The organism is Gordonia sp. NPDC003424 (genome assembly GCF_053588655.1).
In genome coordinates, this window is record NZ_JBSFQJ010000019.1 from 86,150 (window position 1) to 111,636 (window position 25,487).

Genomic DNA, 25,487 nt, shown 5'->3' on the forward strand with positions numbered 1-25,487 from the left:
AACACCGTGAACGCACTCAAAGTCAGGAGGCCGAATGTCACGCTCGACAGTTGCACGCCCTACCACGACTACCCGGTACACCGACGATCCCGAAGCCACCGGGACCCGCCCACCCATGACCGAACAGGATCTCGACGCCCAGTCGCCGGCTGCGGACCTGGTCCGCGTCTATCTGAACGGGATCGGCCGCACCGCCCTGCTCAACGCCGAACAGGAGGTCGAACTCGCCAAGCAGATCGAGGTCGGCCTCTACGCCAAGCACATCCTGGAGACACGTAAGCGTCTCTCGGCCACCCGCAAGCGCGATCTGGCCGTGATCGTCCGCGAGGGTGAGTTCGCGCGGGCCCACCTGCTGGAGGCCAACCTCCGCCTCGTCGTCTCGCTCGCGAAGCGCTACACGGGCCGCGGGATGCCGCTGCTGGACCTGATCCAGGAGGGCAACCTCGGTCTGATCCGCGCCATGGAGAAGTTCGACTACGCGAAGGGCTTCAAGTTCTCCACGTATGCCACGTGGTGGATTCGGCAGGCGATCACCCGCGGCATGGCGGATCAGAGCCGCACCATCCGGCTCCCCGTCCACCTCGTGGAGCAGGTCAACAAGCTCGCCCGGATCAAGCGCGAACTGCATCAGCAGCTCGGCCGGGAGGCCACCGACGACGAGCTGGCCTCCGAGTCGGGCATCCCCGCGGAGAAGATCGCCGATCTGCTCGACCACAGCCGCGACCCGGTGAGCCTGGACATGCCGGTCGGCAGCGACGAGGAGGCACCGCTCGGTGACTTCATCGAGGATGCCGAGGCGACGTCGGCGGAGAACGCCGTCATCGCGGGTCTGCTGCACTCCGATATCCGTTCGGTGCTCGCCACGCTCGACGAGCGCGAGCAGCAGGTGATCCGGATGCGTTACGGCCTCGACGACGGCCAGCCGCGCACCCTCGATCAGATCGGCCGGATGTTCGGCCTGTCCCGCGAACGGGTCCGGCAGATCGAACGCGAGGTCATGGCCAAGCTGCGCCAGGGTGAGCGCGCCGAACGGCTACGCGCCTACGCCAGCTGACGCACGTCGTCGGCCGATCAGGCCAGTCTCCTCGGTCCGGTGTCCGCACGTGTGGGCACCGGACCGATCTCTATCTGCGCATTCAGCACGGCCACCCCGTCCGCGGACACGAGGATCGGGTCGCAGGACACCTCCCGAACCTCGGGGATGTCGTCGACGAGTGTCGAGATCCGCATCAGCAGATCGATGAGCGCCTCCTTGTCGACCGGGTCTTCCCCGCCGTAGCCGGCCAGCAGCGGGGCCGATCGTGGCTCGTCGATGAGTTCGGCGGCGTCCAGGGGCGTCAGCGGGACCGCCCGGTAGCCGTGATCGCCGAGCAGCTCGTAGGTGCGGCCGGACAGGCCGAACGAGATCAACGACCCGAAGGAGCGGTCGTCGCGGACGCGGATCACCGTGCCGATCCCCTTGGGCGCCATCTTCTGCACATGCAGCACCGTGTCACCGGTCAGCGCCGTCAGCTCGTTGAACGCGGTGATCACCGACGTCGCGTCGGGCAGGTCCAGACGCGCCCCCTCCCGGTCCAAGCGCCCACGCCAGGTCTCCGAGGTCGCCTTCACCGCGACCGGAAAACCCAGCTCACGGGCGGCGGCCGACGCGCGGTGCATGTTGTGCACCTCGCGGAACGGCACCACCGAGATGCCGTAGCGCGCGAGGATGCCCGCGGAGTCGACATGCCCGAGGACGCGCCGGGCACCGTCGTCGATGGTGCCGTCGTCGCCGGCCAGTTCCGCGAGCGCCTCTCGCACGTCGGCCCGCGCCGCCTCCGGGTCCGTGTCGGCCGGCCGATGCAGCTCCGATTCCGGTCGCGCCCGCCACCGCGCGTACTGCCAGGCCCGCGACAGCGCCACCGCGGCCCGTTCCGGACTGCCGTAGGACGGGATGGACCCCGCCCCGGGCAACCCGTTCGCGTCCGGTTTCATCAAGCCGGGCGGAATGCCCTCGACCGCCAGAAAGGTGGTGACGATCGGCTTGGGCGCGCCGGCCGGTTGCGTGTTGGCCGCTGCCATCAGCGCCCGCGCATGCCAATCGGCGTCCACCGCGACCGGCGGCACGAACACCACGAGCACCGCGTCGACCGACTCGTCGGCGAGCGCGGTGGTGACCGCCGACTCGAACTCGTCCTCGGTCGCCCCCGCGCCGAGGTCGACGGTGTCGGTGACCTCGAGGCCACCGCTGCGAGCGGTGTCGGCGGCGAGACTCCCGAGCACCGACGAGTTGCCGATGATCCGCGTCCGGGGGCCGCGCGGTATCGGCTGATACGCGAAAATGGTTGCGCAATCGAATAATTCGGAGATCGTACGCACCTGGATGACGCCCGCCTGCTCGAGCACCATCGCCGCGATCTGGTCGTCGAGGCTGGTGCCGGCCGATCGGGCGGCGCGCACCGGCGACATCGCCCCCTTCCCCGATTTGACCGCGACGATCGGCTTCGACCGCGACACCCGACGTGCGATGCGGGAGAACTTGCGCGGATTACCGAAGCTCTCCAGATACAGCAGCACGACGTCGGTGGCGGTGTCGGTGTCCCAGTACTGCAGCAGGTCGTTGCCGGAGACGTCGGCGCGGTTCCCGGCGGAGACAAAGGTGGACAGCCCGATCCCGCGGCGCGCCGCGGTGTCGAGGATCGCGATGCCCAGCGCGCCGGACTGACAGAAGAATCCGACGCGCCCGGCGGCCGGGATGCGCGGGGCCAGCGTCGCGTTCAGTGCGATCGCGGGGTCGTTGTTGGCCACACCCAACGCGTTCGGGCCGACCAGGCGCATCCCGTGTTCCCGCACCTGCTCGAGGAGGCGGCGCTCGGTCAGGACACCCTTCTCACCACTCTCGGCGAAGCCCGACGACACGACCACCAGCGTGCGCACGCCCTTGACGAGGCAGTCGTCGAGGACCTCGCCGACGATCGATGCGGGCACCGCGACCACCGCGAGGTCCACGGGGTCGGGGATGTCGCGCACGGTGCGGTAGGCACGGATGCCACGCACCGACGGCGGACGCGGATGTGCGCGCCGCTGGGCCGGGGTCGGTCGCGCCGGGCCGCGTCCACGCGCGGTCTGACCGGTGGGGGTGTCCCCGGCGGCGTCCGATTCCTCCTCGCTGGGGGCGGGACCGTTGACCGGGAAGACCGGCCCGGTGAATCCGCCGGCGATGATGTTGGCCAGCAACGCATTGCCGACCTTCTTCGGATCGGTGGACGCGCCGATCACCGCCACCGAGGACGGGCGCAGCAGATTGGCGACGCTGCGGGCCTCGGATGCGCGTTCCCGGCCGTTGCGCACCGACAGCAGCGCCTCGGTCGGGTCGATGAGGAACTCGACGTGCACGGTGCTGCCGTCGAAACTGCGTGACAGCTGATATCCCGCATCGCGGAACACCGCGACCATGTTCGGGTTCTCGCTCAGTACCTCCGCCTCGAACCGGGTGAACCCGTTCTCCGCGGCCGCCCCGGCGAGATGCTCGAGCAGGATCGGCCCGAGACCGCGGCCCTGGTGTTCGTCGGCGACGACGAAGGCGACCTCCGCCGATTCGGGACGCCCGTCGAATCCGAGGCCCTCGTACAGGCCGATCGCGATGATGTCGCCGCCGAGGACCGCCACGATCGCCACCCGGGTCTGGTAGTCGACGGTGGTCATGCGCGCCACCTCGCGTGGCGGCAGCGTCGGGGTGGGGCCGAAGTAGCGCATGTACCGGGTGCGTTCGGACAATCCGCCGTGGAACCGGACGACGCGGTCGGCGTCGTCCGGGACGATCGGCCGCAGGTGTACCACCCCGCCGTCGGACGCCAGCACGTCGGCGATCCAGTGGCGCGGGTAATCCCACGGTTCCCGCGCTCGTGGCCGATCGATCGACTGCCCGGTCTCGGGCTGCCCGGTCTCGGCCTGCGCTGTCTCTGCCTGTCCGGTGTCGGACTGCCCTGCCTCGGGCTGCCCCGTCTCGGGCTGCCCCGTCTCCGGCTGCCCCGTCTCCGGCTGCCCCGTCTCGGACTGCCCTGTCCCGGGCTGCCCTGTCTCGGGCTGCTCGGTCTCGGACTGCCCGGTCTCGGGCTTTTCCTGCTGCTCAGTCACGGGGGTCCTCCGGGTCGAGGCCATGGAGCGGGTAGACCGCACGGCGGGTGGCCAGGATCGCACGATCGGTCTGCCGCTGCGCCGAGTCGCTGATCCCTTCAGGCGGGCTCTGCCCGGTGTCCCCGTCCCACGGTACGTAGTCGACGTCGCCGCCGTCGCCCATGACACCGACCGGTGGCCGGGAATACTCGGAGTAGACATGTTCGGCGACGTCTTCGGCCGTGGCGCACCAGGATTCGGCAATGGTGGTGTCGACGTCTACGTCGCGGCCCAGCGTCACGCCGATCAGGTGCGCCCAACTGCGCGGGACTACGTTCACCACGCCGTATCCGCCACCGCCGACGGCGATCCACTTGCCGTCGCAGTACTTGTCGGCGAATCCCCGCATGGCCTGCATCGCCGCCCGCTGGCCGTCCACGGTGAGCGCGAGGTCGGTGAGCGGGTCGGCCCGGTGACTGTCGGCGCCGCATTGACTGATCAGGATCTGCGGGCGGAACTGCTCGAGCACCGATGGTATGACGGCATGAAAGGCCCTCAGCCACAATCGATCCGGCGCGCCGGGCATGAGCGCCAGATTGACCGCCGTGCCGTGCCCGGCGTCGTCGCCGACCTCGGTGGGCCACCCGGTGCCCGGCCACAGTGTCGCCGGATGCTGGTGGATCGACACCGTCAGCACCCGGGGGTCGGCGTTGAAGGCCATCTGCACGCCGTCCCCGTGATGCGCGTCGATGTCGATGTAGGCGACCCGGTCGAAGCCGTTCTCCAGCAGCCAGTGGATGGCGACCGCGCAGTCGTTGTAGATGCAGAACCCCGCGGCCCGCGAACGCATCGCGTGATGCATCCCGCCACCAATGTTCACCGCGCGCCGGACCGAACCGGACGCGACCGCCTGGGCGGCGGCGACCGTGCCGCCGACGAGCAGGCGGGCCGCCTCGTGCATGCCCTCGAAGATCGGGTTGTCGGCGTCGCCGAGACCGAAGAGCCGTTCGAGCAGCGGCCCGGACAGCGCCGCGGTGCCGGCCCCGACCGCCCGCACGGCGTCGATGTAGTCCGTGGAGTGCACGCTGGTGAGCAGGGCGTCGTCGATCTGCAGCGGCGCCTTGGTGTCCACGCCCTCGAGGAGGCCGAGGCTCTGGGCGAGGGTCATGGTGAGCGCGAGGCGTACCGGGTTCATCGGATGGGTATGTGCCCATTTGTACGAGAGGAAATCCTCGCTCCAGATGACGGCAGCCGACTCGTCGCGCGTGGTCTGTGTCACGTCCTCAATCTAGGACATCGGGACAGTGCCTGGGGTGGCGACGGCGACACGCGTGTGTCCGGTGTCCGGTCCAGGTCAGGGTACCCTTGTGTGGACGAAGGGACTGCGCACCGTGAACGATCTTGTCGACACCACCGAGATGTATCTGCGGACGATCTACGACCTCGAAGAGGAAGGCATCGTGCCGCTTCGCGCACGGATCGCCGAACGTCTCGAGCAGAGCGGACCGACCGTCTCGCAGACCGTGGCACGGATGGAACGCGACGGCCTGCTCCGCGTCGCCGGCGATCGTCATCTCGAACTGACCGACAAGGGACGGGATCTCGCCGTGGCGGTGATGCGCAAGCACCGCCTCGCCGAGCGTCTCCTGGTCGACGTCATCGGGATGCCGTGGGACGAGGTCCACGAGGAGGCGTGCCGCTGGGAGCACGTGATGAGCGAGAACGTCGAACGGCGGTTGCTCGCCGTGCTGGACAACCCGACGACATCCCCCTATGGCAATCCGATCCCGGGTCTCGAACTGCTCGGCGCCCAGAAGGCGGCACTGACCGACGGCGCGACCCGGCTGTCGGACCTGCCGCAGGGCGAGCCGGTGGTGGTGATCGTGCGCCGTCTCGCCGAGCACGTCCAGTCCGATCAGCGGCTGATCTCGTCGCTGCGGGACGCCGGTGTGGTGCCCAACGCCCGCGTCACCGTCACGGTGAGTGCGCAGAAGGTCGTGGTGACGACCCCCGGACACGAGGGCCTCGAGCTCACCGACGAGATGGCGCACGCCATCTTCGTGGAGAAGATCTGACCCGCAGCCTCACACCGCGCGCCGCGCCACCGCCGGCCGCGGGATGACGACCCCGAGCCGCTCGGCGATGTCGTAGCACTCGTCGACGGTGTCCCACAGCATCCCCGGCGGTACGCCGCCGCGCAGGGCGCGATCGAGCAGGGTCGCGAACGACCAGTCGGGGTCGGCGGCCAGCGCGTGGTCCAGCGCCACACCGGCATAGGCGCCTTCTCCCCCGATGTAGTACAGGTGTGCCAGCATGGTCGCGGCGCTGGCCTGCTCCCGGCCACGCAGTCGGCGCGCCAGTTGCCGCCACAGATGCTCGGCCTGATGCCGGAAGTCGGTGACGGACAACACGAGTGCCGCATCCCGGACCGGCAGCCGGGTGATGCCGTCAGCCATCGCGGTGACCGTGGCGCAGTCGAGATCCGCGTCGCCTCCCCCGCCGGTGACGTGCGCGACGATCGTCCGCAACAGCGTCGCGTCGTCGGCACCGGAGGTGTCGATGTCGTCGTGGTGATCGTCGGTGCAGTGGTCGAGTGGGGTGAGCGTCGTCGCGATGTCGGAGCGCTTGTCCAGCACCCGCCGCCCGTGTTTCACCGCGGCCGCGACCGCCGTCGGACTGGAGTGCGGGTCGCCGAGCCGGCCGGTGCCGGCGATCGGCCGGGCGAACAGGTCGAGCGTCTGTTCCCCGATGAACAGCCGTTTGTCACGCCGGGCGTCGAAGACCGTGCGCCAGCGCGCGCCGGCGGTGAACTGCGGCACCACGAATCCCGCGACGACGCCGCCGGCCTCGTCGAGTTCGGCATCGACGATCTCGCAGATGCGCTGGTAGAGCGGGCTGTAGGTGGGATACCGGTCATCGGCGAGCACCGCGACGACCCCCCGCACACCGTTGCGCACCGAGATCTCGCCGAGATCGGTCAGCACGTCGATCATCGGTGCGACGAGCGCTCCGTCCTCGTCGAGAACCAGGTCCTGGCGCATCGTGGTGCGGACCTCCCGGGGGTCGCCGGCGCCGAAGGCGAGGAGCACCAGCGATCGCTCCGGGATGAAGCCGAGCAGGCCGGGGATGGCGGTGAGCAGGGCGGACGGGGGCAGGGTTCGAGCGCCGCGCGCCCGGCGTGAGGTGGACATGCGGTCATCGTCGGATGGCGTCCGGTCAGCGCAACCCGCACGAGCGCCGGATCGGCGAGTTGTCCACAACCTTTTCGTTGTCCACAGATTCCGCTGGGGTGATGCAGGTCAGCCGAAGGCCGCGTGGACGGCCTTGTCGAACAGCGACCTCAGCTGCCCGGACGCCGCGGCCGACATCGGGGTGTTCCCCTGATGCCGGTACTCGACCAGGACACGCACCCCGTCCTTCTGGGCCAGCAGCGTGTCCATCGTCGTGACCATCGCCGACGAACCCGTGGCACCGGTCGTGGACTGACGATGCAACGCTCCGGTCCGCACCCCGGGCGCGGTGGACGCGGGCGCGGCCGGCACGTCGGTGGTGACGAGGGATGCCGCCGTCGGCGCCGACCCGGTGATGTACCGCGGGCAGCGTCGTGCCTGGTCGATCACCCCGCTCAGGGCGGCGGAGACGTGCACCACGGCGGTGGAGAAGGTCGCGGTCGACGTCGCCGGGTCGGGGCCGACGTAGAGCACCGCGCCGGTGGCCGACACCGCGGGCGGTGTGCAGTCGGCCGGTGTGACCCCACCGTGCAACGGGTGACCGGTGAGATCGGCGAGGGCGTCGGGGACCGCCGGTGTCGGCACGCGGGTGGCTCCCGCCGGGAAGTCGTCCGCGGTAACCGATCGGGCGGTCAGATCCGCCGATCCCGCGACGGCCTGGCCGTCGACCGTGCAGGCCATGGCCGCGAGGCAGGCCACGAGCACCACGATCGGACCGAGTACGGGGCGTCGCCGTACGCTCGAGCGGAGTCTGGAGTCGGTCACAACGCCCTACTGTGCCATTGGCGTGCGCCGATCGTGTGGATCGACACGACCAACGATCGGCAGGAGGACGTCCGGCCCGACCGCCCGGGAATCGACGCTCGCATCGGGTTGTTCTTGATTGCGAGTCCGCATCGATGCCCGAAATTGGCCTCATCAGCCTTCGATGCGCGACAATTGACGAAACTGTTGAGGAGGATCGATCTCATGGACGAGCGGTCGGCCGAGCACAGCTCGCTGTACTCGCTGGAGTTCCCCGCGCCCCGTGTGGCGGGCGACGAAGGCACCGGACCGGTGCTGATTCACGCACTCGACGGGTTCGCCGACGCCGGTCACGCGGTCGCCCTGGCGGCGACGCATCTGCGTGACGCCCTCGAGTCGGAACTCGTCGCCACCTTCTACACGGACGAGTTGATCGACTACCGCTCGCGCCGCCCGACGATCAGCTTCGACGGGGACACCTTCACCGATGTCACCATGCCGTCGCTGACGATGCACGCGATCCGCGACACCGCCGGGCGCCCGTTCCTGCTGCTCGCCGGTGCCGAGCCGGACCTGCGCTGGGAGCAGTTCGTGGAGGCCGTACGCCGGCTGGCCGAGCACTTCGGGGTCACCGACGTCATCGGCCTCAACGCCATCCCGATGGCGGTGCCGCACACCCGGCCGGCGTCGATCACCGCACACGGCAGCGACGTCGATCGGCTCGGGGATCTGCCGCGCTGGGGTTCGGCGATGAAGCTTCCCGCCAGCGCGTCCATGCTGCTCGAGCTGCGGCTGGCCGACCACGACTACCGCACCGCGGGGTTGTCGGTGCATGTGCCGCACTACCTCTCGCAGACCGACTATCCGGCGGCCTCGGCACGGTTGCTCGGCGCCATCGGCGAGATCACCGGCCTGAAACTGCCGGTGGCGGCGTTGGAGAGTGCGGCCGAGAAGGTGCGTGCGCAGGTGGACAACGAGGTGTCTGGCAACGCCGAGATCGAGTCCGTCGTCGCCGCGCTGGAGAACCAGTACGACTCGTTCACCGCAGCGGCCGCCGAACGCGCCTCCCTGCTGGCGGCCGAGGAGGAATTGCCGTCCGGTGACGAACTGGGCGCCGAACTCGAACGCTTCCTGGCCGAGCAGATGCGCGCCGGCGGCGACGACGAGCAGACCGACGGCGACGCGGGTGGTTGGCCATCGTCGATGTGACTTCGCCGGCCGGCAGCCATCTGGTTGCCGCCGATGACGAGGACACCGCGTTCGACACCTTCACCGGGTGGTGGAGCGACCGCGGCCTGACGCTGTATCCCCACCAGGATGAGGCGCTGCTGGAACTGATCGCCGGGAGCAATGTCATCCTGGCGACCCCGACGGGGTCGGGAAAGTCGCTGGTCGCCGCGGGGGCGATCTACTTCGCCCGCTGCCGCGGCGAGCGCGCGTACTACACCGCCCCGATCAAGGCGCTGGTCAGCGAGAAGTTCTTCGAGTTGTGCGGCATCTTCGGCGCGGAGTCGGTGGGGCTGCTCACCGGCGATGCGGCGGTCAACGCCGACGCCCCGATCATCTGCGCGACCGCCGAGATCGTGGCCAACCTGGCGCTGCGCGACGGGGAGGACAGCGACATCGGCACACTCGTCGCCGACGAGTTCCACTACTACGGCGAGGCCGATCGCGGGTGGGCCTGGCAGGTGCCGCTCATCGAGCTGCCGCACACCCAGTTCCTGCTGATGTCGGCGACGCTGGGCGACGTCTCGTTCTTCGTCGACGACCTCACCCGCCGCACCGACCGCCCCACCTCGGCGATCACCGGCACCGAACGTCCGGTGCCGCTGCAGTACTCGTATGCCACCACCCCGATCCACGAGACGATCGAGGAGCTGATCGACGCGGGCCGGGCACCGATCTACGTGGTGCACTTCACCCAGGCGTCCGCGGTGGAACGCGCGCAGGCGCTGTTGTCGGCGCGCATCACCGACAAGTCCGAGAAGGCCGCGATCGCCGAGGCGATCGGCGACTTCCGCTTCTCCACCGGCTTCGGTTCGACGCTGTCGAAGCTGCTGCGCGCCGGCATCGGCGTGCATCACGCGGGCATGCTGCCGCGCTACCGGCGTCTCGTGGAACGCCTTGCACAGCAAGGACTTCTGAAGGTAGTGGCCGGCACTGACACCCTCGGCGTGGGGATCAACGTGCCGATCCGGACCGTGCTGTTCGCGGGTCTGTCCAAGTACGACGGGGTGCGCGTGCGACGATTGCGGGCGCGCGAGTTCCACCAGATCGCCGGTCGCGCCGGCCGCGCCGGATTCGACAGCATCGGCTATGTGGTGGCCCAGGCACCCGATCACGACGTGGAGAACGCACGCGCCGTCGCGAAGGCCGGCGACGACCCCAAGAAGCTGCGAAAGCTGGTGCGCAAGAAGCCGCCCGAGGGTTTCGTGTCATGGGGTGAGAAGACCTTCACCCAGCTCGTGGACGCCCCCGACGAGCAGTTGCGCTCGCACTTCCAGATGACCACCGCGATGTTGATGGAGGTACTCGCCCGCCCCGGCGACTGCTTCGCCGCGCTGCGACATCTGTTGGAGGCCAACCACGAACCGCGCAATCGGCAGTTGCGCCACATCAAACACACCATCGCGCTCTACCGCGGCCTGCGCGAGTCCGGCATCGTCGTGCAGCTCGACACGCCCGACGCCGACGGCAAGAACGTCGCCCTGTCGGTGGACATGCCGGAGAACTTCGCGCTGACCAATCCCCTGTCGTCGTTCGCGCTCGCGGCCTTCGAACTGCTCGACCCGGCGTCACCGACCTACGCCCTCGACGTGGTGTCGATCCTGGAATCCACCCTCGACGACCCGCGACCGCTGCTGTTCGCGCAGCGCAAGGTCGCCCGCGACGCCGCGATCGCCGAGATGAAGGCCGACGGCGTCGAATACGAGGAGCGCATGGCGCGACTCGAGGAGATCACCTGGCCGCGGCCGCTGGCCGAGGAGATCGAGTACGCGTTCGGGGTGTACCGGCGTGGGCATCCGTGGGTGTCGTCGTATCCGCCGTCGCCCAAATCGGTTCTGCGGGAAATGCTCGAACGCGCCATGACCTTCACCGAACTCATCTCGGCCTACGGGCTGGCCCGCAGCGAGGGCGTGGTGCTGCGGTACCTGTCTGACTGCTATCGCGTTCTGCGCCAAGGCCTTCCGATGTCGGCGGTGACCGACGAGATCGAGGACATCACCGATCGCGTGGGCAGGATGGTGCGCGAGGTGGACTCGAGTCTGCTCGACGAATGGGAAGAACTGACACACGCCGCCGACGAATGAGCGGCGGCCGGGAGTAGATGGAGGAATCATGCCCCTGCAAGGAGAATACGCACGCGGTGCGTCCGACTGGTCGGCCGATCAGGCGGAGAAGATCGAGAACTCGAGCGGCACCGCGGGCACGACGCTGCGCGGCATGCCGGTCATCCTGGTCACCTCGGTCGGCCGCAAGTCGGGCAAGCTGCGCAAGACGCCGCTGATGCGGGTGGAGCACGACGGCAGCTACGTCGCGGTGGCGTCGCTGGGTGGGGCGCCGAAGAACCCGGTCTGGTACCACAACATCGTCGCGAACCCGCATGTCGAGGTCCGTGACGGCGAGCAGGTCGGCGACTACACCGCACGCGAGCTCACCGGGGACGAACGCGCCCAGTGGTGGGAGCGCGCCGTGGCGGCTTACCCGGATTACGCCGACTACCAGACGAAGACCGACCGCGTCATCCCCGTCTTCGTGCTCGAACCGCAGGCCTGAGGGGTCTGCCACGGTTGATGCGGCGGATCTGCGTCGATGCGGCGCATACATCCGCCGCATCGACGCAAGAGCGCCTCGCCGACGCGACGACCGACGCGAGGACCGAGGTCAGGACAGCGCCGCGCGCAGCTTGTCGGCGAGTTCGCCGACCTCCTCGGTGGTCATCACGAAGGCCGGGGAGATCTGCAGTGCACCCTGTCCGGCGGCGCGGCCGCTGACGCCGTGCGCCCGCATCCGGCCGACCATCGCCTGCGCCTGCGCCGGGTCGGCCAGTTGCACAGCACTCACCGCGCCCAGACCGGTGCGTACCTCGGCCACGGCGTCGAGCTCCGCCAGCGGCGAGAGTGCCTGCGCGAGATCGGTTTCCAGCCGGGTCGCCGCGCCGAGCAGACCCTCGCGCTCGATGATGTCCAGGTTGGCCATCGCCGCGGCCGCAGCGCCGGCATGACCGCCGTAGGTGTAGCCGTGCCGCCACCAGACGCCGCCGGAGAAGAACGGCTCGGCCACTCGTGGCGCGATGAACACCGCCCCCATCGGCACATATCCGGACGTGAGTCCCTTGGCGGTCGTCATCATGTCCGGCTGCAGGTCGAAACGTGTTGACGCGAACCAGGAGTCGCCACCGATCCGCCCGAAGCCGGTGACCACCTCGTCGGCGACGAACAGCACGTCGTGGTCGCGGCAGATCTGCCGCACCTCGGTCAGGTAGCCCTCGGGCGGAAGGTATATACCGCCCGCGCCGATGATCGGCTCACAGAAGAACGCGGCGATCCGATCGGCACCGTGCCGTTCGATCAGACCGAGCAGGCTCTTCGCGTTGTCCCACTCGACGGACTCGGCGTCGGGCATCAGTTCGCCGTATCCCTCACGGTTGACCGGGATTCCGGCCAGGGCGGTGCCCGCCACGTGCATGCCGTGATAGGCCTTCGTGCGGCCCACGATGATGTTCTTCTCGGGTTTTCCCTGTTCGTGCCAGTAGCGGCGGGCGAGTTTGGCGGCGGTGTCCACCGAGTCGCTGCCACCGGAGGTGAAGAACACCTTGCTGCCGGGCACCGGGGCGATCGTCGCCAGCCGTTCGGCGAGCGCGGCGGTCACATCGGAGGTGATGTCGCCGAAGCCGGAGTAGTGCGCCAGCTTCGAGAGCTGTTCGGCCACCGCGTCGGCGACCTCGGTGCGGCCGTGGCCGATGTTGGTGAACCACAGACCGGCGGTCGCATCGAGATAGTCACGACCGTCGGCGTCCCAGATGCGGGCGCCCTGGCCCCGCACGACGGTGAAGGGAGCGCCGGCGCTGACCGCGCCCATGTCGGCAAAACCGTGCCACAGTGAACCTGCCATGGCTCAATCATGCCGGGCACGACGTGGCCGGGGCGCGCCACCCCACTATCCTGGAGAGATCATGCCCGCCCGAACCGCAGCCGATCGTCGGACACTGATCGACCGGCTCGCCGACGTCACCGTCGCCGACGAGTACCGACTGCGCCGACGCATCGACAAACTCGGATCGACCGCGTCGGACGCCCAGTGGGAGAAACTGACCGCTGACATCGACCGTGCTCAGCTGCGCCTCGACCGGCGCCGCGCCACGGTGCCGACCATCAGCTACCCGCCGGAGCTGCCAGTGTCGGCCGCCCGCGAGGAGATCGCCGCCGCCATCAGTGAGCACCAGGTGGTGGTGGTCGCCGGGGAGACCGGTTCCGGCAAGACCACCCAGCTGCCCAAGATCTGCCTGGAACTCGGCCGGGGTGTGCGTGGCGCCATCGGGCACACGCAGCCTCGCCGCATCGCGGCGAGTTCGGTGGCCAAACGCATCGCCGACGAGACGGGCACCCAGATCGGTGACGCCGTCGGCTTCTCGGTGCGATTCACCGACCGATCGGGCGCCGACACGCTGGTCAAGGTGATGACCGACGGCATCCTGCTCCGCGAGATCAGCACCGATCCGCTGCTGCGCGCCTACGACACCCTGATCATCGACGAGGCCCACGAACGCAGCCTGAACATCGACTTCATCCTCGGCTACCTCAAACGCATCCTGCCCCGACGGCCCGACCTGAAGGTCATCATCACCTCGGCGACCATCGAACCGGAACGCTTCGCCCGGCATTTCGCCGTCGACGGCACCGACCCCGCTGGGTCCGACACCGCTGCGCCCGACAGCGCTGAGCCCGACACATCTGCGCCGCCCGACCCCGCTGGGCCCGACACACCTGGGTCCGACACACCTGCGCCACCCGACACCGCTGCGCCCGATGACGAGGTGCCGATCCTCGAGGTGTCCGGGCGCGCCTACCCGGTGGAGATCCGCTACCGGCCGCTGAGCGCCGACGACCCGGACTCCGATCATCGAGACCTCGACCAGATCCAAGCCATCGACGCCGCCATCGGCGAACTCTGGGCGCACGAGCGCGGTGACATCCTCGTGTTCCTGCCCACCGAGCGCGACATCCGCGACACCGCGGACGCGCTGCGCCATCGGGCGTCGGCAGGTGCGGAGATCGTGCCGCTCTACGCACGACTGTCCATCGCCGATCAGCACAAGGTGTTCGCACCGTCGTCGGGCCGGCGAATCGTGTTGGCCACCAACGTCGCCGAGACGTCGCTGACGGTCCCGGGCATCCGCTACGTCGTCGACACCGGCACCGCGCGCATCTCCCGCTACTCCACCCGCACCAAGGTGAACCGGCTGCCCATCGAACCGGTGTCGCAGGCCAGTGCGCGGCAGCGGGCCGGCCGCTGCGGCCGCGTCGCCCCCGGCGTGTGCATCCGCCTCTACCGCGAGGACGACTTCGACGCGCGCCCCGGCTTCACCGACCCGGAGATCCTGCGCACCAACCTCGCGGCGGTGATCCTGCAGATGGCCTCGCTGCGGCTCGGCGATGTGTCCGCGTTCCCGTTCGTGCAACCGCCGGACGCCCGGGCGATCCGGGACGGCATGGCGGTGCTGACCGAACTCGGCGCGATCCGCGAGAGCGCCCGCGACGACCACGAACCCCGGCTCACGCCCGTCGGCCGGGACATGGCCCGCATCCCGGTGGACCCGCGGCTGGCCCGCATGCTCATCGCAGCACACGAACTCGGCTGCCTGGACCATGTGCTGGTGATCGCCGCCGCCCTGTCGATCCCCGACGTCCGCGAACGACCCGCCGATCACCGCGAGGCCGCCGACGCCGCACACCGCAGGTTCGCGGTGCCCGGATCGGAGTTCCTCGGTTACCTGCAGCTGTGGAATCACCTGGACGAACGCCGGAAAGAACTGTCGGGCAATCAGTTCCGCCGCATGTGTGAACGCGAGTTCCTGCATTTCCTGCGCATCCGGGAATGGCAGGAACTGCACCGGCAACTGTCGCGGATCACCTCGGATCTCGACTGGTCGGCGGCCGCGTCCACCCGCGATGCCGACGCCATCCACCGGTCGATCCTGTCCGGGCTCCTCGGCAACATCGCCATCCGCAACGGCGATTCGCGCGAGTACACCGGCGCTCGCAACACCACCCTGGCCATCTTCCCGGGGTCGACACTGGCCCGCAAACCTCCGCAATTCATCATGGCGGCCGAGATCGTCGAGACCTCGCGCCTTTTCGCACACACGGTCGCCGGGGTCGACCCACTGTGGGCCGAGAAGCTGGCCGGCGACCTCGCCCGCCGCAACTACAGCGAACCCCACTGGTCGTCCAAGCGCGGATCGGCGATGGCCTACGAACGGGTCACGCTCTACGGCGTCACCCTCGTCGCGCAGCGCCGGGTTCCGTTCGGTTCGATCGACCCCGTCACGGCGCGCGAGATGTTCCTCCGCCACGCCCTGGTGGAGGGTGACTGGCGCACGAATCATGCGTTCTTCGAACACAATCGGGATCTGCTCGAGGCGGCCGCGGACGTCGAGCACCGTGCCCGTCGCCGCGACGTGGTGATCAGCGAACAGCAACTGTTCGACTTCTACGATGCGCGCATCCCCGCCGAGGTGGTGTCGGCGCGGCATTTCGACACCTGGTGGAAGAAGGCGCGGCGCGCCACCCCCGACCTACTCGATCTGCGGCCGGAGGACGTGGCCGCCGACGTCGCGGTCGCCGACACCGACTTCCCGGGCGCCTGGCAGCAGGGCGAGACCCGGTTCGAACTGCGATACCGGTTCGAGCCCGGTGACCCGGAGGACGGCGTCACCGTCGTCATCCCGCGCCCGCTCCTCGATCACGTGCGGCCCGCCGGATTCGACTGGCTCGTCCCCGGTTTGCGGTCGGAGCTCGCCACCGAACTGATCAAGACGCTGCCGAAGGCACTGCGCAAGTCGATGGCACCGGCGCAGTCCTTCGCCGACCTCGCGCTGACCCGCCTCACCCCGCGCGCCGAACCGCTGATCACCGGGCTGGCCCGGGAACTGTCGACGATCACCGGGATGAGCCTGAGCCCCAACGACTTCGACGCCGAGAGACTGCCGGGTCATCTCACCATGAACTTCGCCGTGGCCAACCGGCGCGGCATCGTCGTGGCCGGCGGCAAGTCGCTCGCCGAGTTGAAGAAGCGCTTCTCCGACGAGGACGACGACACACCTGCGCGTCCGGTGTACACGACGTGGACGGCCGACGGCATCGGTGACCTCGCCCAGACGGTCACCTCTACGGTGGCCGGGCAGACACTGACCCGCTATCCGGCGCTCGAGGTGGTCACCGGCGCGGACGGCGGGACGGCAGGCGTGTCGGTGACCGAGGTCAACACCGAGGCCGACCGCGACCGGCGGATGTCCGAGGCCGTCGTCGTCCTCCTCGACCGGGCCATCCCCGCCCTGTCCAAGAAGGTCGCAACGGGCCTCGACCCGGCCGCACGACTCGCGTTGAGCCAGAGTCCGTATTCGCGGATAGACGATCTCGTCGCCGACTGCACCCGCCGGGCCATCCGGGATATGGTCGCCGACCGCGACCTCACCGGCATCCGCACGGCAGCGCAGTTCGACCGGTTGCGTGAGTCGGTGCGGCCGACGGTGAGTGCCGCGGCGCCGGAGTACTTCGCGATGGCCACCGCTGTATTGCGCGAACTGCCCGCGGTGCGCCGCGAGGTCGAGCGGCTCACCGGGCACCTCGCGGCCGACGATGTCGCCGATCAGCTGGGGAACCTGGTGTTCGACGGATTCGTGGCGGCCACGCCGCGCCGGCATCTGCAGCATCTACCCCGCTATCTCCGGGCGGCAACCCAGCGTCTGGGCGATCTGCCGGCCGCGGCCGGCCGCGATCGCGACGGCGTCAACGCCGTGGATCGGGTTGTCGCGCACTGGAATCAGCGACTGAATCAACTGCCGACCGCTCGCCGGGAGGCGTTCAACGAGTTCGCGCACTGGACCACCGAAGAGCTTCGGGTGAGCCTGTTCGCCCAGCGGCTCGGCACCGCGTATCCGATCTCGGAGAAGCGGGCGCTACGTGCTCTGGACGGGTTCCGCTGAGGCGTTCGGGTCCGGCGACACCCCGCGCAGATCGTCGATCTCGCGCTGGAAGTCCTCGAGCGACTCGAACGACCGGTACACCGATGCGAAGCGCAGATAGGCCACCTCGTCGAGGTCGCGCAGCGGACCGAGAATCGCCAGCCCCACCTCGTTACTGGGGATTTCGGCGGAACCGGACGAGCGGACCGCGTCTTCGACCTGCTGGGCGAGCTTGGCGAGTGCATCCTCGTCGACGTGGCGGCCCTGGCATGCGCGACGCACGCCGCGCATCACCTTCTCGCGGCTGAAGGGTTCGGTGACACCGTTGCGCTTGACCACCGCCAGCACCGCGCTCTCGACGGTGGAGAATCGGCGTCCGCATCGGGCACACGCCCGGCGGCGACGGATGGCCTGCCCCTCGTCGGCGACACGCGAGTCGATGACCTTGGTGTCTTCGTTCTTGCAAAACGGGCAGCGCATGCCACCGAGGATACCGGTCATGTCCTCAGCGATAGGCGGGTGCGACCAGCGCCTGACCCACATGCAGCCCGGCGCCGGACAGATCGTTGCGCTCGACGATGGCGTCGATCACCGCCTGCGCCGGTACGTCGGGCGCGACGCGCTCGGCGATGGAGGTCAGCGAGTCGCCCTGACGCACGTGCACGACCTCGGTGCCGATCGGCTCGGGTGTGACCGACGCCGCGTAGTCGGAGCCGATGATCGCGATGACCCAGACGAGGACGGCGAGACCCACGCCCACCAGGAGCGCCGCGGCGGCCAGCCGTCGGCGCAGGTAGACGCTGCTCGTGCCGGTGGTGCGGCCGCCGGCTGGTGTCGCGCAGCGCGTCCCCCGCACCCGCGCGCGCGACGGCCGGGCCACCGACGGCCGGGCCACCGGCGGTCGGCGATCGGCCTGCCGCCGGTCGGCGGGGCGGGTGAGGTCGGTGACGGCACGGTCGGCGCGCGCGGACCGCGTACCCGGCCGGACGGAGGTGTCGGGTTCGGGGACGTCCGAGCGGGGTGTGTGGGTGAGGGGTGTGCGGGTGAGAGTCGCGGTGGCCATGGTGTCTGTCCTTCTGCGGTCGGTGCTTGCGGGTCGCGCTGCCATCGATCACGTGTTCGATGAAACGTATGTTCGATTTCTAGCACGGGCCACCGACAAAGTCGCGCGAAGTTGCAAAACACCTCGAACACATGTTTGAACATGTCCGAGGATTGGGCTACTGTCGGCGCTGAAGGACCCAGACGACCAGCATTTTTCGGTGCTCGAGTCACCCAACCGACAGGAGGACCCACCGATGAGCGAGAAGGCCGGCGGGCCGGACACCCCCGACACCGCCACCGACACCGCCACCGACCCGCACGCCGCCGAGGCATCCCTGACCGCGCGCCAGCGCGGCGTGCTCGAATACATCCGCCAGTCGGTCCGCGAACGCGGATACCCACCGAGCATCCGGGAGATCGGGGACGCCGTCGGGCTGACCTCGACGTCGTCGGTGGCCCATCAGTTGCGCACGCTGGAGCGCAAGGGCCTCCTCAAGCGCGACCACAACCGGCCCCGGGCGGTGAACATCTCCGACGGCGATCCCACCAATCCGCCCGGCGGCTCCGCGGCCGGCGACGACACCTCGCTACCGACCCCCGCGTTCGTGCCGGTGCTCGGCCGGATCGCGGCAGGCGGACCGATCCTCGCCGAAGAGGCCGTCGAGGACGTGTTCCCGCTACCCCGCGAACTCGTCGGTGAGGGGTCCCTCTTCCTGCTGAAGGTCGTGGGTGAATCCATGATCGACGCCGCGATCTGCGACGGCGACTGGGTCGTGGTGCGTCAGCAGAACGTCGCCGACAACGGCGACATCGTCGCGGCGATGATCGACGGCGAGGCCACCGTGAAGACGTTCAAGCGGCGCAATGGTCACATCTGGCTGATGCCGCACAACGCGCTGTTCGAACCGATCCCCGGTGACGACGCCGCCATCCTCGGCAAGGTCGTCACCGTCATGCGGCGCGTCTGACCGGCACCGCTCAGCCGTCGAGCGCGGCAGTGGCCGCGGCTCGTGCGGCCACCGGGTCCGCGGTCGCCAGCACCGCTTCGGCGGCGGCGCGACACTGCGCCAGGGTCACGCCGGCCAACCGCGCACCGACCGCTGCCGCGGCCGCCGGCGCCGACGAGAGCGAGGTGACGCCCAGGCCCACCAACACGCACGCGAGCAGTGGGTCCGCGGCCGCCTCACCACACACACCGACCGTCTTGCCGGTCGCCTCCCCGGCTTGCCCGACGCTGTGGATCAGGTGCAGTGCGGCCGGTTGCCAGGGGTCGGTCAAACCGGCCAGTTCCGGGGACATCCGGTCGGCGGCCATCGTGTACTGCGTGAGGTCGTTGGTGCCGATCGACACGAAATCCACCTCGGCCAGGATCGCCGACGCCAGGACGGCCGCGGCGGGAACCTCCACCATCACGCCCGCGACCAGTCCGCGTCGGCGTACCTCACCGGCGAACTCGGCGGCCTCGGCGGCCGATGCGATCATCGGGGCCATGACCCACGCCGCGTTCCCGCTCGCTTCGGCGGCGGCGGCGATGGCGTCGAGCTGATGGGCACGGATCTCGGGATGTTCGATGGCAATCCGGTTGCCGCGCACGCCGAGTGACGGGTTCGCCTCGTCGAGGTTCGTGACGAACTTCAGCGGCTTGTCCGACCCGGCGTCCAGGGTCCGGATCACCACCTTCTGGCCCGGGAAGGCGTCGAGCACCTCCCGATAAAGCGTGGTCTGCTCCTCGACCGTGGGTTCGTCGGGCCGATCGAGGAACGCCAACTCGGTGCGGAACAGTCCGACGCCCTCGACCGGGAACGACGTCGCGCTCCGCGCCGACGCGCCGTCGGCGACATTCGCGAGTACGAGAACCTCGAAACCGTCGGCGGTGCGGCCGGGTCCCTTCCACGACTTGACCGCCTCGGCCTCGCGCCGGCTCTCCTCCACCGCCGCGACCGCGGTGGCCTCGTCGGGCTCGACCTCGATGGTGCCGGCGGTGCCGTCGACGAGAACCGTGCTGCCCGCCGCGACGACCTCCAGCCCGGACACCGCGACGACGCACGGGATGCCGAGCTGGCGCGCGATGATGGCGGTGTGGCTCGTCGGACCGCCCAGACGGGTCACCAGTGCGGTGATCTTCGCCGGATCGAGCCCTGCGGTGTCGGCCGGTGCAAGGTCGTCGGCGAGGAGCACCGACGCCTCATGCGGTTCGGGCACACCGGGTTCCGGCACACCGATGAGCTCGGCCACCACGCGGTCACGGACATCCTTGAGGTCGGTCACCCGCTCGGCCATCAGTCCGCCGACCTTGGTGAACATCTCGACGAACTGCTCGGTCGCGGCGATGGCCGCGGCGGGTGCGGGACTGCCCTTCTTGATCAGGCCGGACGCGGCGCCGACCCAGCCACGATCCTCGGCGAGTCCCGCAGTGGCGGTGAGGACCTCGGCAGCGGCTCCCGAGGAATGCGACGCGCGTGCGCGCAACCGTCCGGCGACCGTGGCGGCCGCGTCGGTGAAGCGTTTCTTCTCGACCTCACGCTCGTCTTCGGCGACCGTCGCACCCATCGCGCCCGGGTCGTAGACGGGGCGCTCGCCCGGCCATACGACGGGGCCATAGGCCTTACCGCTGACGACCGGGGTTCCGTTCAGTACCTGTTGCTGGCCCACCGCAGCACCTTTCTCGTCGGTTGATCGGCCCGAGTAACGGCCACCTGTTTATACGACCACATCTCGATCGGTTCGCGCCGGTGAACCCCCGTCGCACGTCGATGTGCCTCGAGTTGCCATAACGGAACCTGTGTGAACCAAGTTACAAGAAACCCTTGACTTACCCACACAAACAGGCGTAAACAAATAGACATCAACACGAGAACCCACATAAATCAACACACACGCAGTTCGAACACCGTGAAACCTTCGACAGGAACACCTATGTACGCCGAAGAACGCCAGCAGGCGATCGCCGACCAGGTACGCGCTCACGGTCGCGCCTCGGTCGCCGCGCTGGCCACCCGATTCGACGTCACCAGCGAGACCGTGCGCCGCGACCTGGCCACCCTCGAGCGCGCGGGTCATCTGCAGCGGGTGCACGGCGGGGCGGTGCGGCCCGGCGCCACCGCGATCCTCGGCGAGCAGGGCATCGACGAACGGCAGAGCAGCCACACCGAGGAGAAGGCGGCCATCGGCCGGGCGGCGGTCCGGTTCCTGCCGCCCGACGGCGGGTCGGTGTTCTTCGATGCCGGCACCACCACCTTGCAGGCCGCGCTGGACCTTCCCCGGGACCGACGACTGACCCTGATCACCCACAGCATCCCGATCGCCGCAGTCCTCGCCGGCCAGGGTGCGAACGATCTGCACATCCTCGGCGGCCGCGTCCGCGGCCTGACCCAGGCGACCGTCGGGTCCGAGACGGTGAGCGCACTCGAACGACTCCGCGTGTCGACCGCCTTCGTCGGCGCCAACGGCATCAGCGAGTCGCACGGCCTGTCCACTCCCGACCCGGACGAGGCGGCGATCAAGGCGGCCATCGTTCGGGTGGCGAATCGCGTTGTGGTGCTGGCTGATTCATCCAAGCTCGACCGCGAGGACCTGTCCTCGTTCGCCACCCTCGCCGACGTCGACGTACTCATCACCGACTCCGGGATCGACCCGGCGATGTCTGCAGCCCTGTCCGCCCGCGGCATCGAAATGGTGATCGCATGACCGAGAGACCACCAATGACACCCACGATCCTCACCGTCACCGCCAACCCGAGTCTGGACCGCGCCCTCGAGCTCGCCGCGCCGCTGGTTCACGGCGAGGTGCAACGGGCCAGGGCGGCACGAGCCGAACCGGGCGGCAAGGGCGTGAACGTCGCTCGGGTGATCGCCGAGGCCGGCCTGGACACCCTGGCGATCCTGCCGGCCCGAGGCGGCGACCCGCTGCTGGCGGCGCTCGACGACGTCGGGCTCCCCTACCTGGCGATGCCGGTCGACGGCGAGGTGCGGTCCAACCTCACCATCGCCGATCCGGACGGCACGACGACCAAGATCAACGCCCCCGGAATCCCCCTCGACGAGCTCTCGGCGCGACGCCTCGCCGACCTCGTCGTCGAGAACGCCCGGGGAACCCGCTGGGTGGCGCTGTGCGGGTCGCTGCCGCCCGGCCTGCCGGACAGCTGGTACCGCACGGTCATCGACCACCTCACCGGACTCGGCTGCCGGATCGCCGTCGACACCTCGGGCGGCCCGCTGTCGGCCACCGTCACCGGCCGTGTCGACCTGATCAAGCCCAACGACGAGGAACTCGCCGCGGCCACCGGCGCCGATCCGGCGACGCTGGTCGCCGCGACCCGCCGGGGCGACTACGGACCACTCGTCGACGCCGCACGCACCCTCGTCGACCGGACCGGCGCGGCGGTCCTGGCCACCCTCGGCGCGACCGGCGCCATGCTCATCACCGACACCGGGTCGTGGTTCGCGACGCCGCCCCCGATCGTGCCGCGCAGCACCGTCGGTGCCGGGGACTCGTCGCTTGCCGGGTATCTGATCGCCGAGTGCCGCGGTGACGCCGAACCCGACCGGCTGCGAAACGCCGTCGCCTACGGGTCGGCGGCGACCGCGCTGGCCGGCACCCAACCTCCTTCCCCCGATCAGCTCGATCTCGACGGAGTCCGGATCACCGACCTTTCAGGAGCCGCCCCGGTCCGATGACGCACCGCCAGCACATGACACTCACACAGCAGAATCCCTCTCCCCCAAAGGAAACGGAAAACCGATGACACCACAGATCATCACGACGCAGACGGTGAGTCTGGACGTCGACGCCGGCAATGACCCCGCCGCGGTGATCGGCCATCTCGCCGACACCCTCGCGGCGGCCGGCCGCACCAGCGACCCCGCCGAACTCACCCGTGCCGCCCTCGATCGTGAGGCCAAGTCCGCCACCGGACTGCCCGGCGGCATCGCCATCCCGCACGCGCGCGCCGAATCGGTCGGCGACGCGAGCCTCGCGATGGCGCGGCTGTCGAACAAGGTCGACTTCGGCGCACCCGACGGCCCGGCGGACATCGTGTTCCTCATCGCGGCCCCGGCCGGCGGTGCAACCGAACACATGAAGCTGCTCAGCGCCCTGGCCCGTGCGCTCGTCCGCCCCGACTTCGTGGCGGCACTGCGGGCCGCCGACAGCGACGAACGCGTCGTCGAACTGGTCGACGAGGCGATCAACCCACCGGCCGAGACCGCACCGGCGGCGGCTGCGGGCGCCATCGCGGCGGGTGCCGGTGCGGCGGGTGCCGCCGCGGCGACGTCGGACTCCGGGGCCAAGCGGCCCTCGGTCGTCGCCATCACCGCCTGCCCGACCGGCATCGCCCACACCTACATGGCCGCCGACGCGCTCAAGTACGCCGCCGAGCGTGCCGACGTCGACTTCCACGTCGAGACACAGGGTTCCTCGGCCACCACGCCGTTCGCGTCCGACGTGATCGCCAACGCGGACGCGGTGATCTTCGCGACCGACGTGGGCGTGAAGGGCAAGGAACGCTTCCACGGCAAGCCGGTCATCGCTTCCGGGGTCAAGCGCGCGATCAACGAGCCCGACAAGATGATCGCCGAAGCCGTTGCGGCGGCGAATAATCCGAACGCCGCGGTGGTCATCGCCGGCGACGGCGACGGAGCGGCCGATGCGTCGGCGGATTCCGGCGGCGTGGGTGCCGGCAAACAGCTCCAGCAGGCGCTGATGACCGGTGTCAGCTACATGATCCCGTTCGTCGCGGCCGGCGGCCTGCTCATCGCACTCGCGTTCCTGCCGTTCCTCGGCGGGTACGAGATCGCCAACAAGACCCTCGACACGACGAAGTCGTTGAGCGACGGCCAGTTCATCGCCCTGCACTTCAGCCTCTGGGATCTGCCGCCGGGCGGTCTCGGTCAGTACATAGGCGCCGTACTGTTCGCGATCGGCGGACTCGCGATGGGCATGCTCGTGCCCGTCCTGGCCGGCTACATATCGTTCGCCATCGCCGATCGACCCGGTATCGCACCCGGTTTCGTCGCCGGTCTCGTCTCGGTGGCCGTCGGCGCCAGCTTCATCGGCGGCCTGGTCGGCGGTCTGATCGCCGGTTTCGTCTGCCTGTGGATCTCGCGACTGCAACTGCCCCAGTGGGCTCGAGGTCTGATGCCGGTGGTGATCATCCCGCTGCTGGGCAGCCTGGTGGTCGGTGCGCTGCTGTACATGCTGCTCGGCAAGCCGCTGGCGTGGGTCACCACCGAGATGACCAACGGACTCAACAGCATGTCCGGCGGTTCGAAGATCGTCCTGGGCGTCGTGCTCGGCCTGATGATGTGCTTCGACCTGGGTGGCCCCGTCAACAAGGCGGCCTACCTGTTCGCCACCGCGGGCCTCGCGATCGGCGGCACGGCACAGCTGGAGATCATGGCCGCGGTCATGTGTGCCGGTATGGTCCCGCCGCTGGCGATGGCCCTGGCCACCGTGCTGCGGCCGGGGATGTTCACCGAACCGGAACGCGAGAACGGCAAGGCCGCATGGCTGCTCGGTGCATCCTTCATCTCGGAGGGCGCCATCCCGTTCGCCGCGACCGATCCGTTCCGCGTGATCCCGTCGATGATGGCCGGTGGCGCACTGTCCGGCGCGCTCATCATGACCTTCGGTGTCACCCAGCGCGCTCCCCACGGCGGCATCTTCGTGTTCTTCACGATGAACCACTGGCTGCTGTTCCTGGTCGCGCTCGCCGCCGGCGTCGTTCTGTCCGCCGTCCTGGTGATCGCCGCCAAGGGGGTGGGCACCAGCCCGGAGGCAGCCCTCGCGGAGGAACTCGAAACCGTGCCCGCCTGAGCCGGATTCGATAAGTTGGCTACCACCGCCGCAATCCACAACGAAGAGGAGTGACCATGCCCAGTACCACCGTGACCGTCGGATCCGCCGTCGGACTGCACGCCCGTCCCGCGACGATCATCGCCGAGGCGGCCGCCGAGGCCGGCACCGAGGTGACCATCGGCCTCGAAGGCGGAGATCCGGTGGACGCCGGGTCGGCGCTCATGATCATGACCCTCGGTGCCGAGAAGGGCTCCAAGGTCGTCGTCACCGCCGAGGACCAGGCGACGCTCGACAAGATCGCCGGACTCGTCGAAAAGGATCTCGACGCCGACTAGGCACCGGATCTCCACAGACACCGCGGACCCACCAGCCCTGCTGCTGGTGGGTCCGCG

Annotated in this window: 19 protein-coding genes; 11 read left to right on the forward strand and 8 right to left on the reverse strand. The window is 69.5% G+C overall.

From position 1 onward, the window contains the following. The first annotated feature begins 34 nt into the window (after positions 1 to 34). Complete coding sequence (locus ACWDTI_RS22395; protein WP_449740325.1) at positions 35 to 1,054, forward strand: sigma-70 family RNA polymerase sigma factor; 1,020 nt, start codon at positions 35 to 37, stop codon at positions 1,052 to 1,054. Positions 1,055 to 1,071: 17 nt separating this feature from the next. Here ACWDTI_RS22395 and ACWDTI_RS22400 read toward each other — a convergent pair whose 3' ends face one another. After that, positions 1,072 to 3,897 (reverse strand): bifunctional acetate--CoA ligase family protein/GNAT family N-acetyltransferase, encoded by a 2,826-nt coding sequence (locus ACWDTI_RS22400; RefSeq protein WP_449740347.1) that lies wholly within the window; start codon positions 3,895 to 3,897, stop codon positions 1,072 to 1,074. Between the two features lie 211 nt (positions 3,898 to 4,108). After that, positions 4,109 to 5,374, reverse strand: coding sequence for an acetoin utilization protein AcuC (locus ACWDTI_RS22405; RefSeq protein ID WP_449740326.1), 1,266 nt, complete (start codon positions 5,372 to 5,374; stop codon positions 4,109 to 4,111). Between the two features lie 112 nt (positions 5,375 to 5,486). On the opposite strand from ACWDTI_RS22405, the gene ACWDTI_RS22410 reads away from it, so the two are divergent. After that, entirely contained in the window at positions 5,487 to 6,170 is a 684-nt protein-coding gene (locus tag ACWDTI_RS22410) for an iron dependent repressor, metal binding and dimerization domain protein (protein WP_449740327.1), read from the forward strand. 9 nt (positions 6,171 to 6,179) lie between these two features. Here the strand turns inward: ACWDTI_RS22410 and ACWDTI_RS22415 are convergent, their stop codons facing one another. Both ACWDTI_RS22415 and ACWDTI_RS22420 read right to left on the reverse strand, forming a co-directional pair. After that, positions 6,180 to 7,286, reverse strand: a complete 1,107-nt coding sequence (locus tag ACWDTI_RS22415; protein ID WP_449740328.1) for a DUF4192 domain-containing protein — start codon at positions 7,284 to 7,286, stop codon at positions 6,180 to 6,182. A 108-nt stretch (positions 7,287 to 7,394) separates the two neighbouring features. Continuing rightward, the gene (locus ACWDTI_RS22420) at positions 7,395 to 8,090 is read right to left on the reverse strand and encodes a hypothetical protein (protein WP_449740329.1); all 696 of its coding nucleotides are present in this window, start codon (positions 8,088 to 8,090) and stop codon (positions 7,395 to 7,397) included. A gap of 204 nt (positions 8,091 to 8,294) precedes the next feature. Between ACWDTI_RS22420 and ACWDTI_RS22425 the strand changes: the two genes are divergently transcribed. The 3 genes from ACWDTI_RS22425 to ACWDTI_RS22435 are packed head-to-tail and all read left to right on the forward strand — an operon-like array spanning position 8,295 to position 11,846. Next, complete coding sequence (locus tag ACWDTI_RS22425) at positions 8,295 to 9,278, forward strand: PAC2 family protein (RefSeq protein ID WP_449740330.1); 984 nt, start codon at positions 8,295 to 8,297, stop codon at positions 9,276 to 9,278. Next, the gene (locus tag ACWDTI_RS22430; RefSeq protein WP_449740331.1) at positions 9,275 to 11,380 is read left to right on the forward strand and encodes a DEAD/DEAH box helicase; all 2,106 of its coding nucleotides are present in this window, start codon (positions 9,275 to 9,277) and stop codon (positions 11,378 to 11,380) included. Before ACWDTI_RS22425 ends, ACWDTI_RS22430 begins: the two co-directional genes overlap by 4 nt. A gap of 28 nt (positions 11,381 to 11,408) precedes the next feature. Then, complete coding sequence (locus ACWDTI_RS22435; protein ID WP_449740332.1) at positions 11,409 to 11,846, forward strand: nitroreductase family deazaflavin-dependent oxidoreductase; 438 nt, start codon at positions 11,409 to 11,411, stop codon at positions 11,844 to 11,846. A gap of 108 nt (positions 11,847 to 11,954) precedes the next feature. Here the strand turns inward: ACWDTI_RS22435 and ACWDTI_RS22440 are convergent, their stop codons facing one another. Beyond that, positions 11,955 to 13,184: an aminotransferase family protein gene (locus tag ACWDTI_RS22440; RefSeq protein ID WP_449740333.1), complete on the reverse strand. Its 1,230-nt coding sequence runs from the start codon at positions 13,182 to 13,184 to the stop codon at positions 11,955 to 11,957. A 61-nt stretch (positions 13,185 to 13,245) separates the two neighbouring features. Here ACWDTI_RS22440 and hrpA point away from each other — a divergent pair, with 61 nt between their 5' ends. Beyond that, on the forward strand, positions 13,246 to 17,277 hold the full coding sequence (gene hrpA, locus ACWDTI_RS22445) for an ATP-dependent RNA helicase HrpA (RefSeq protein ID WP_449740334.1): 4,032 nt from the start codon (positions 13,246 to 13,248) through the stop codon (positions 17,275 to 17,277). On the opposite strand, the gene nrdR is transcribed toward hrpA, so the two are convergent. Both nrdR and ACWDTI_RS22455 read right to left on the reverse strand, forming a co-directional pair. Continuing rightward, on the reverse strand, positions 17,251 to 17,736 hold the full coding sequence (gene nrdR / locus ACWDTI_RS22450) for a transcriptional regulator NrdR (protein ID WP_449740348.1): 486 nt from the start codon (positions 17,734 to 17,736) through the stop codon (positions 17,251 to 17,253). The two genes, hrpA and nrdR, sit on opposite strands and share 27 nt — an antisense overlap. 25 nt (positions 17,737 to 17,761) lie before the next feature. Then, positions 17,762 to 18,319 carry a LysM peptidoglycan-binding domain-containing protein gene (locus ACWDTI_RS22455; protein WP_449740335.1) on the reverse strand — a complete coding sequence of 186 codons (558 nt, stop codon included), beginning with the start codon at positions 18,317 to 18,319 and terminating at the stop codon, positions 17,762 to 17,764. Positions 18,320 to 18,554: 235 nt separating this feature from the next. On the opposite strand from ACWDTI_RS22455, the gene lexA reads away from it, so the two are divergent. Further along, a complete protein-coding gene (lexA, locus tag ACWDTI_RS22460; protein ID WP_449740336.1) occupies positions 18,555 to 19,268 on the forward strand; it encodes a transcriptional repressor LexA in 714 nt (237 codons plus the stop codon). A gap of 10 nt (positions 19,269 to 19,278) precedes the next feature. Here lexA and ACWDTI_RS22465 read toward each other — a convergent pair whose 3' ends face one another. After that, the gene (locus ACWDTI_RS22465; protein ID WP_449740337.1) at positions 19,279 to 20,952 is read right to left on the reverse strand and encodes a phosphoenolpyruvate--protein phosphotransferase; all 1,674 of its coding nucleotides are present in this window, start codon (positions 20,950 to 20,952) and stop codon (positions 19,279 to 19,281) included. Between the two features lie 264 nt (positions 20,953 to 21,216). Here ACWDTI_RS22465 and ACWDTI_RS22470 point away from each other — a divergent pair, with 264 nt between their 5' ends. The 4 genes from ACWDTI_RS22470 to ACWDTI_RS22485 all read left to right on the forward strand — a co-directional run bounded on the left by ACWDTI_RS22470 (position 21,217) and on the right by ACWDTI_RS22485 (position 25,430). Then, complete coding sequence (locus ACWDTI_RS22470) at positions 21,217 to 21,987, forward strand: DeoR/GlpR family DNA-binding transcription regulator (protein WP_449740338.1); 771 nt, start codon at positions 21,217 to 21,219, stop codon at positions 21,985 to 21,987. Further along, positions 21,984 to 22,976 (forward strand): 1-phosphofructokinase family hexose kinase, encoded by a 993-nt coding sequence (locus ACWDTI_RS22475; protein ID WP_449740339.1) that lies wholly within the window; start codon positions 21,984 to 21,986, stop codon positions 22,974 to 22,976. Before ACWDTI_RS22470 ends, ACWDTI_RS22475 begins: the two co-directional genes overlap by 4 nt. 64 nt (positions 22,977 to 23,040) lie before the next feature. Further along, complete coding sequence (locus ACWDTI_RS22480; RefSeq protein WP_449740340.1) at positions 23,041 to 25,113, forward strand: PTS fructose transporter subunit IIABC; 2,073 nt, start codon at positions 23,041 to 23,043, stop codon at positions 25,111 to 25,113. A gap of 56 nt (positions 25,114 to 25,169) precedes the next feature. Beyond that, positions 25,170 to 25,430, forward strand: coding sequence for an HPr family phosphocarrier protein (locus tag ACWDTI_RS22485; RefSeq protein WP_449740341.1), 261 nt, complete (start codon positions 25,170 to 25,172; stop codon positions 25,428 to 25,430). Positions 25,431 to 25,487 lie beyond the last annotated feature (57 nt).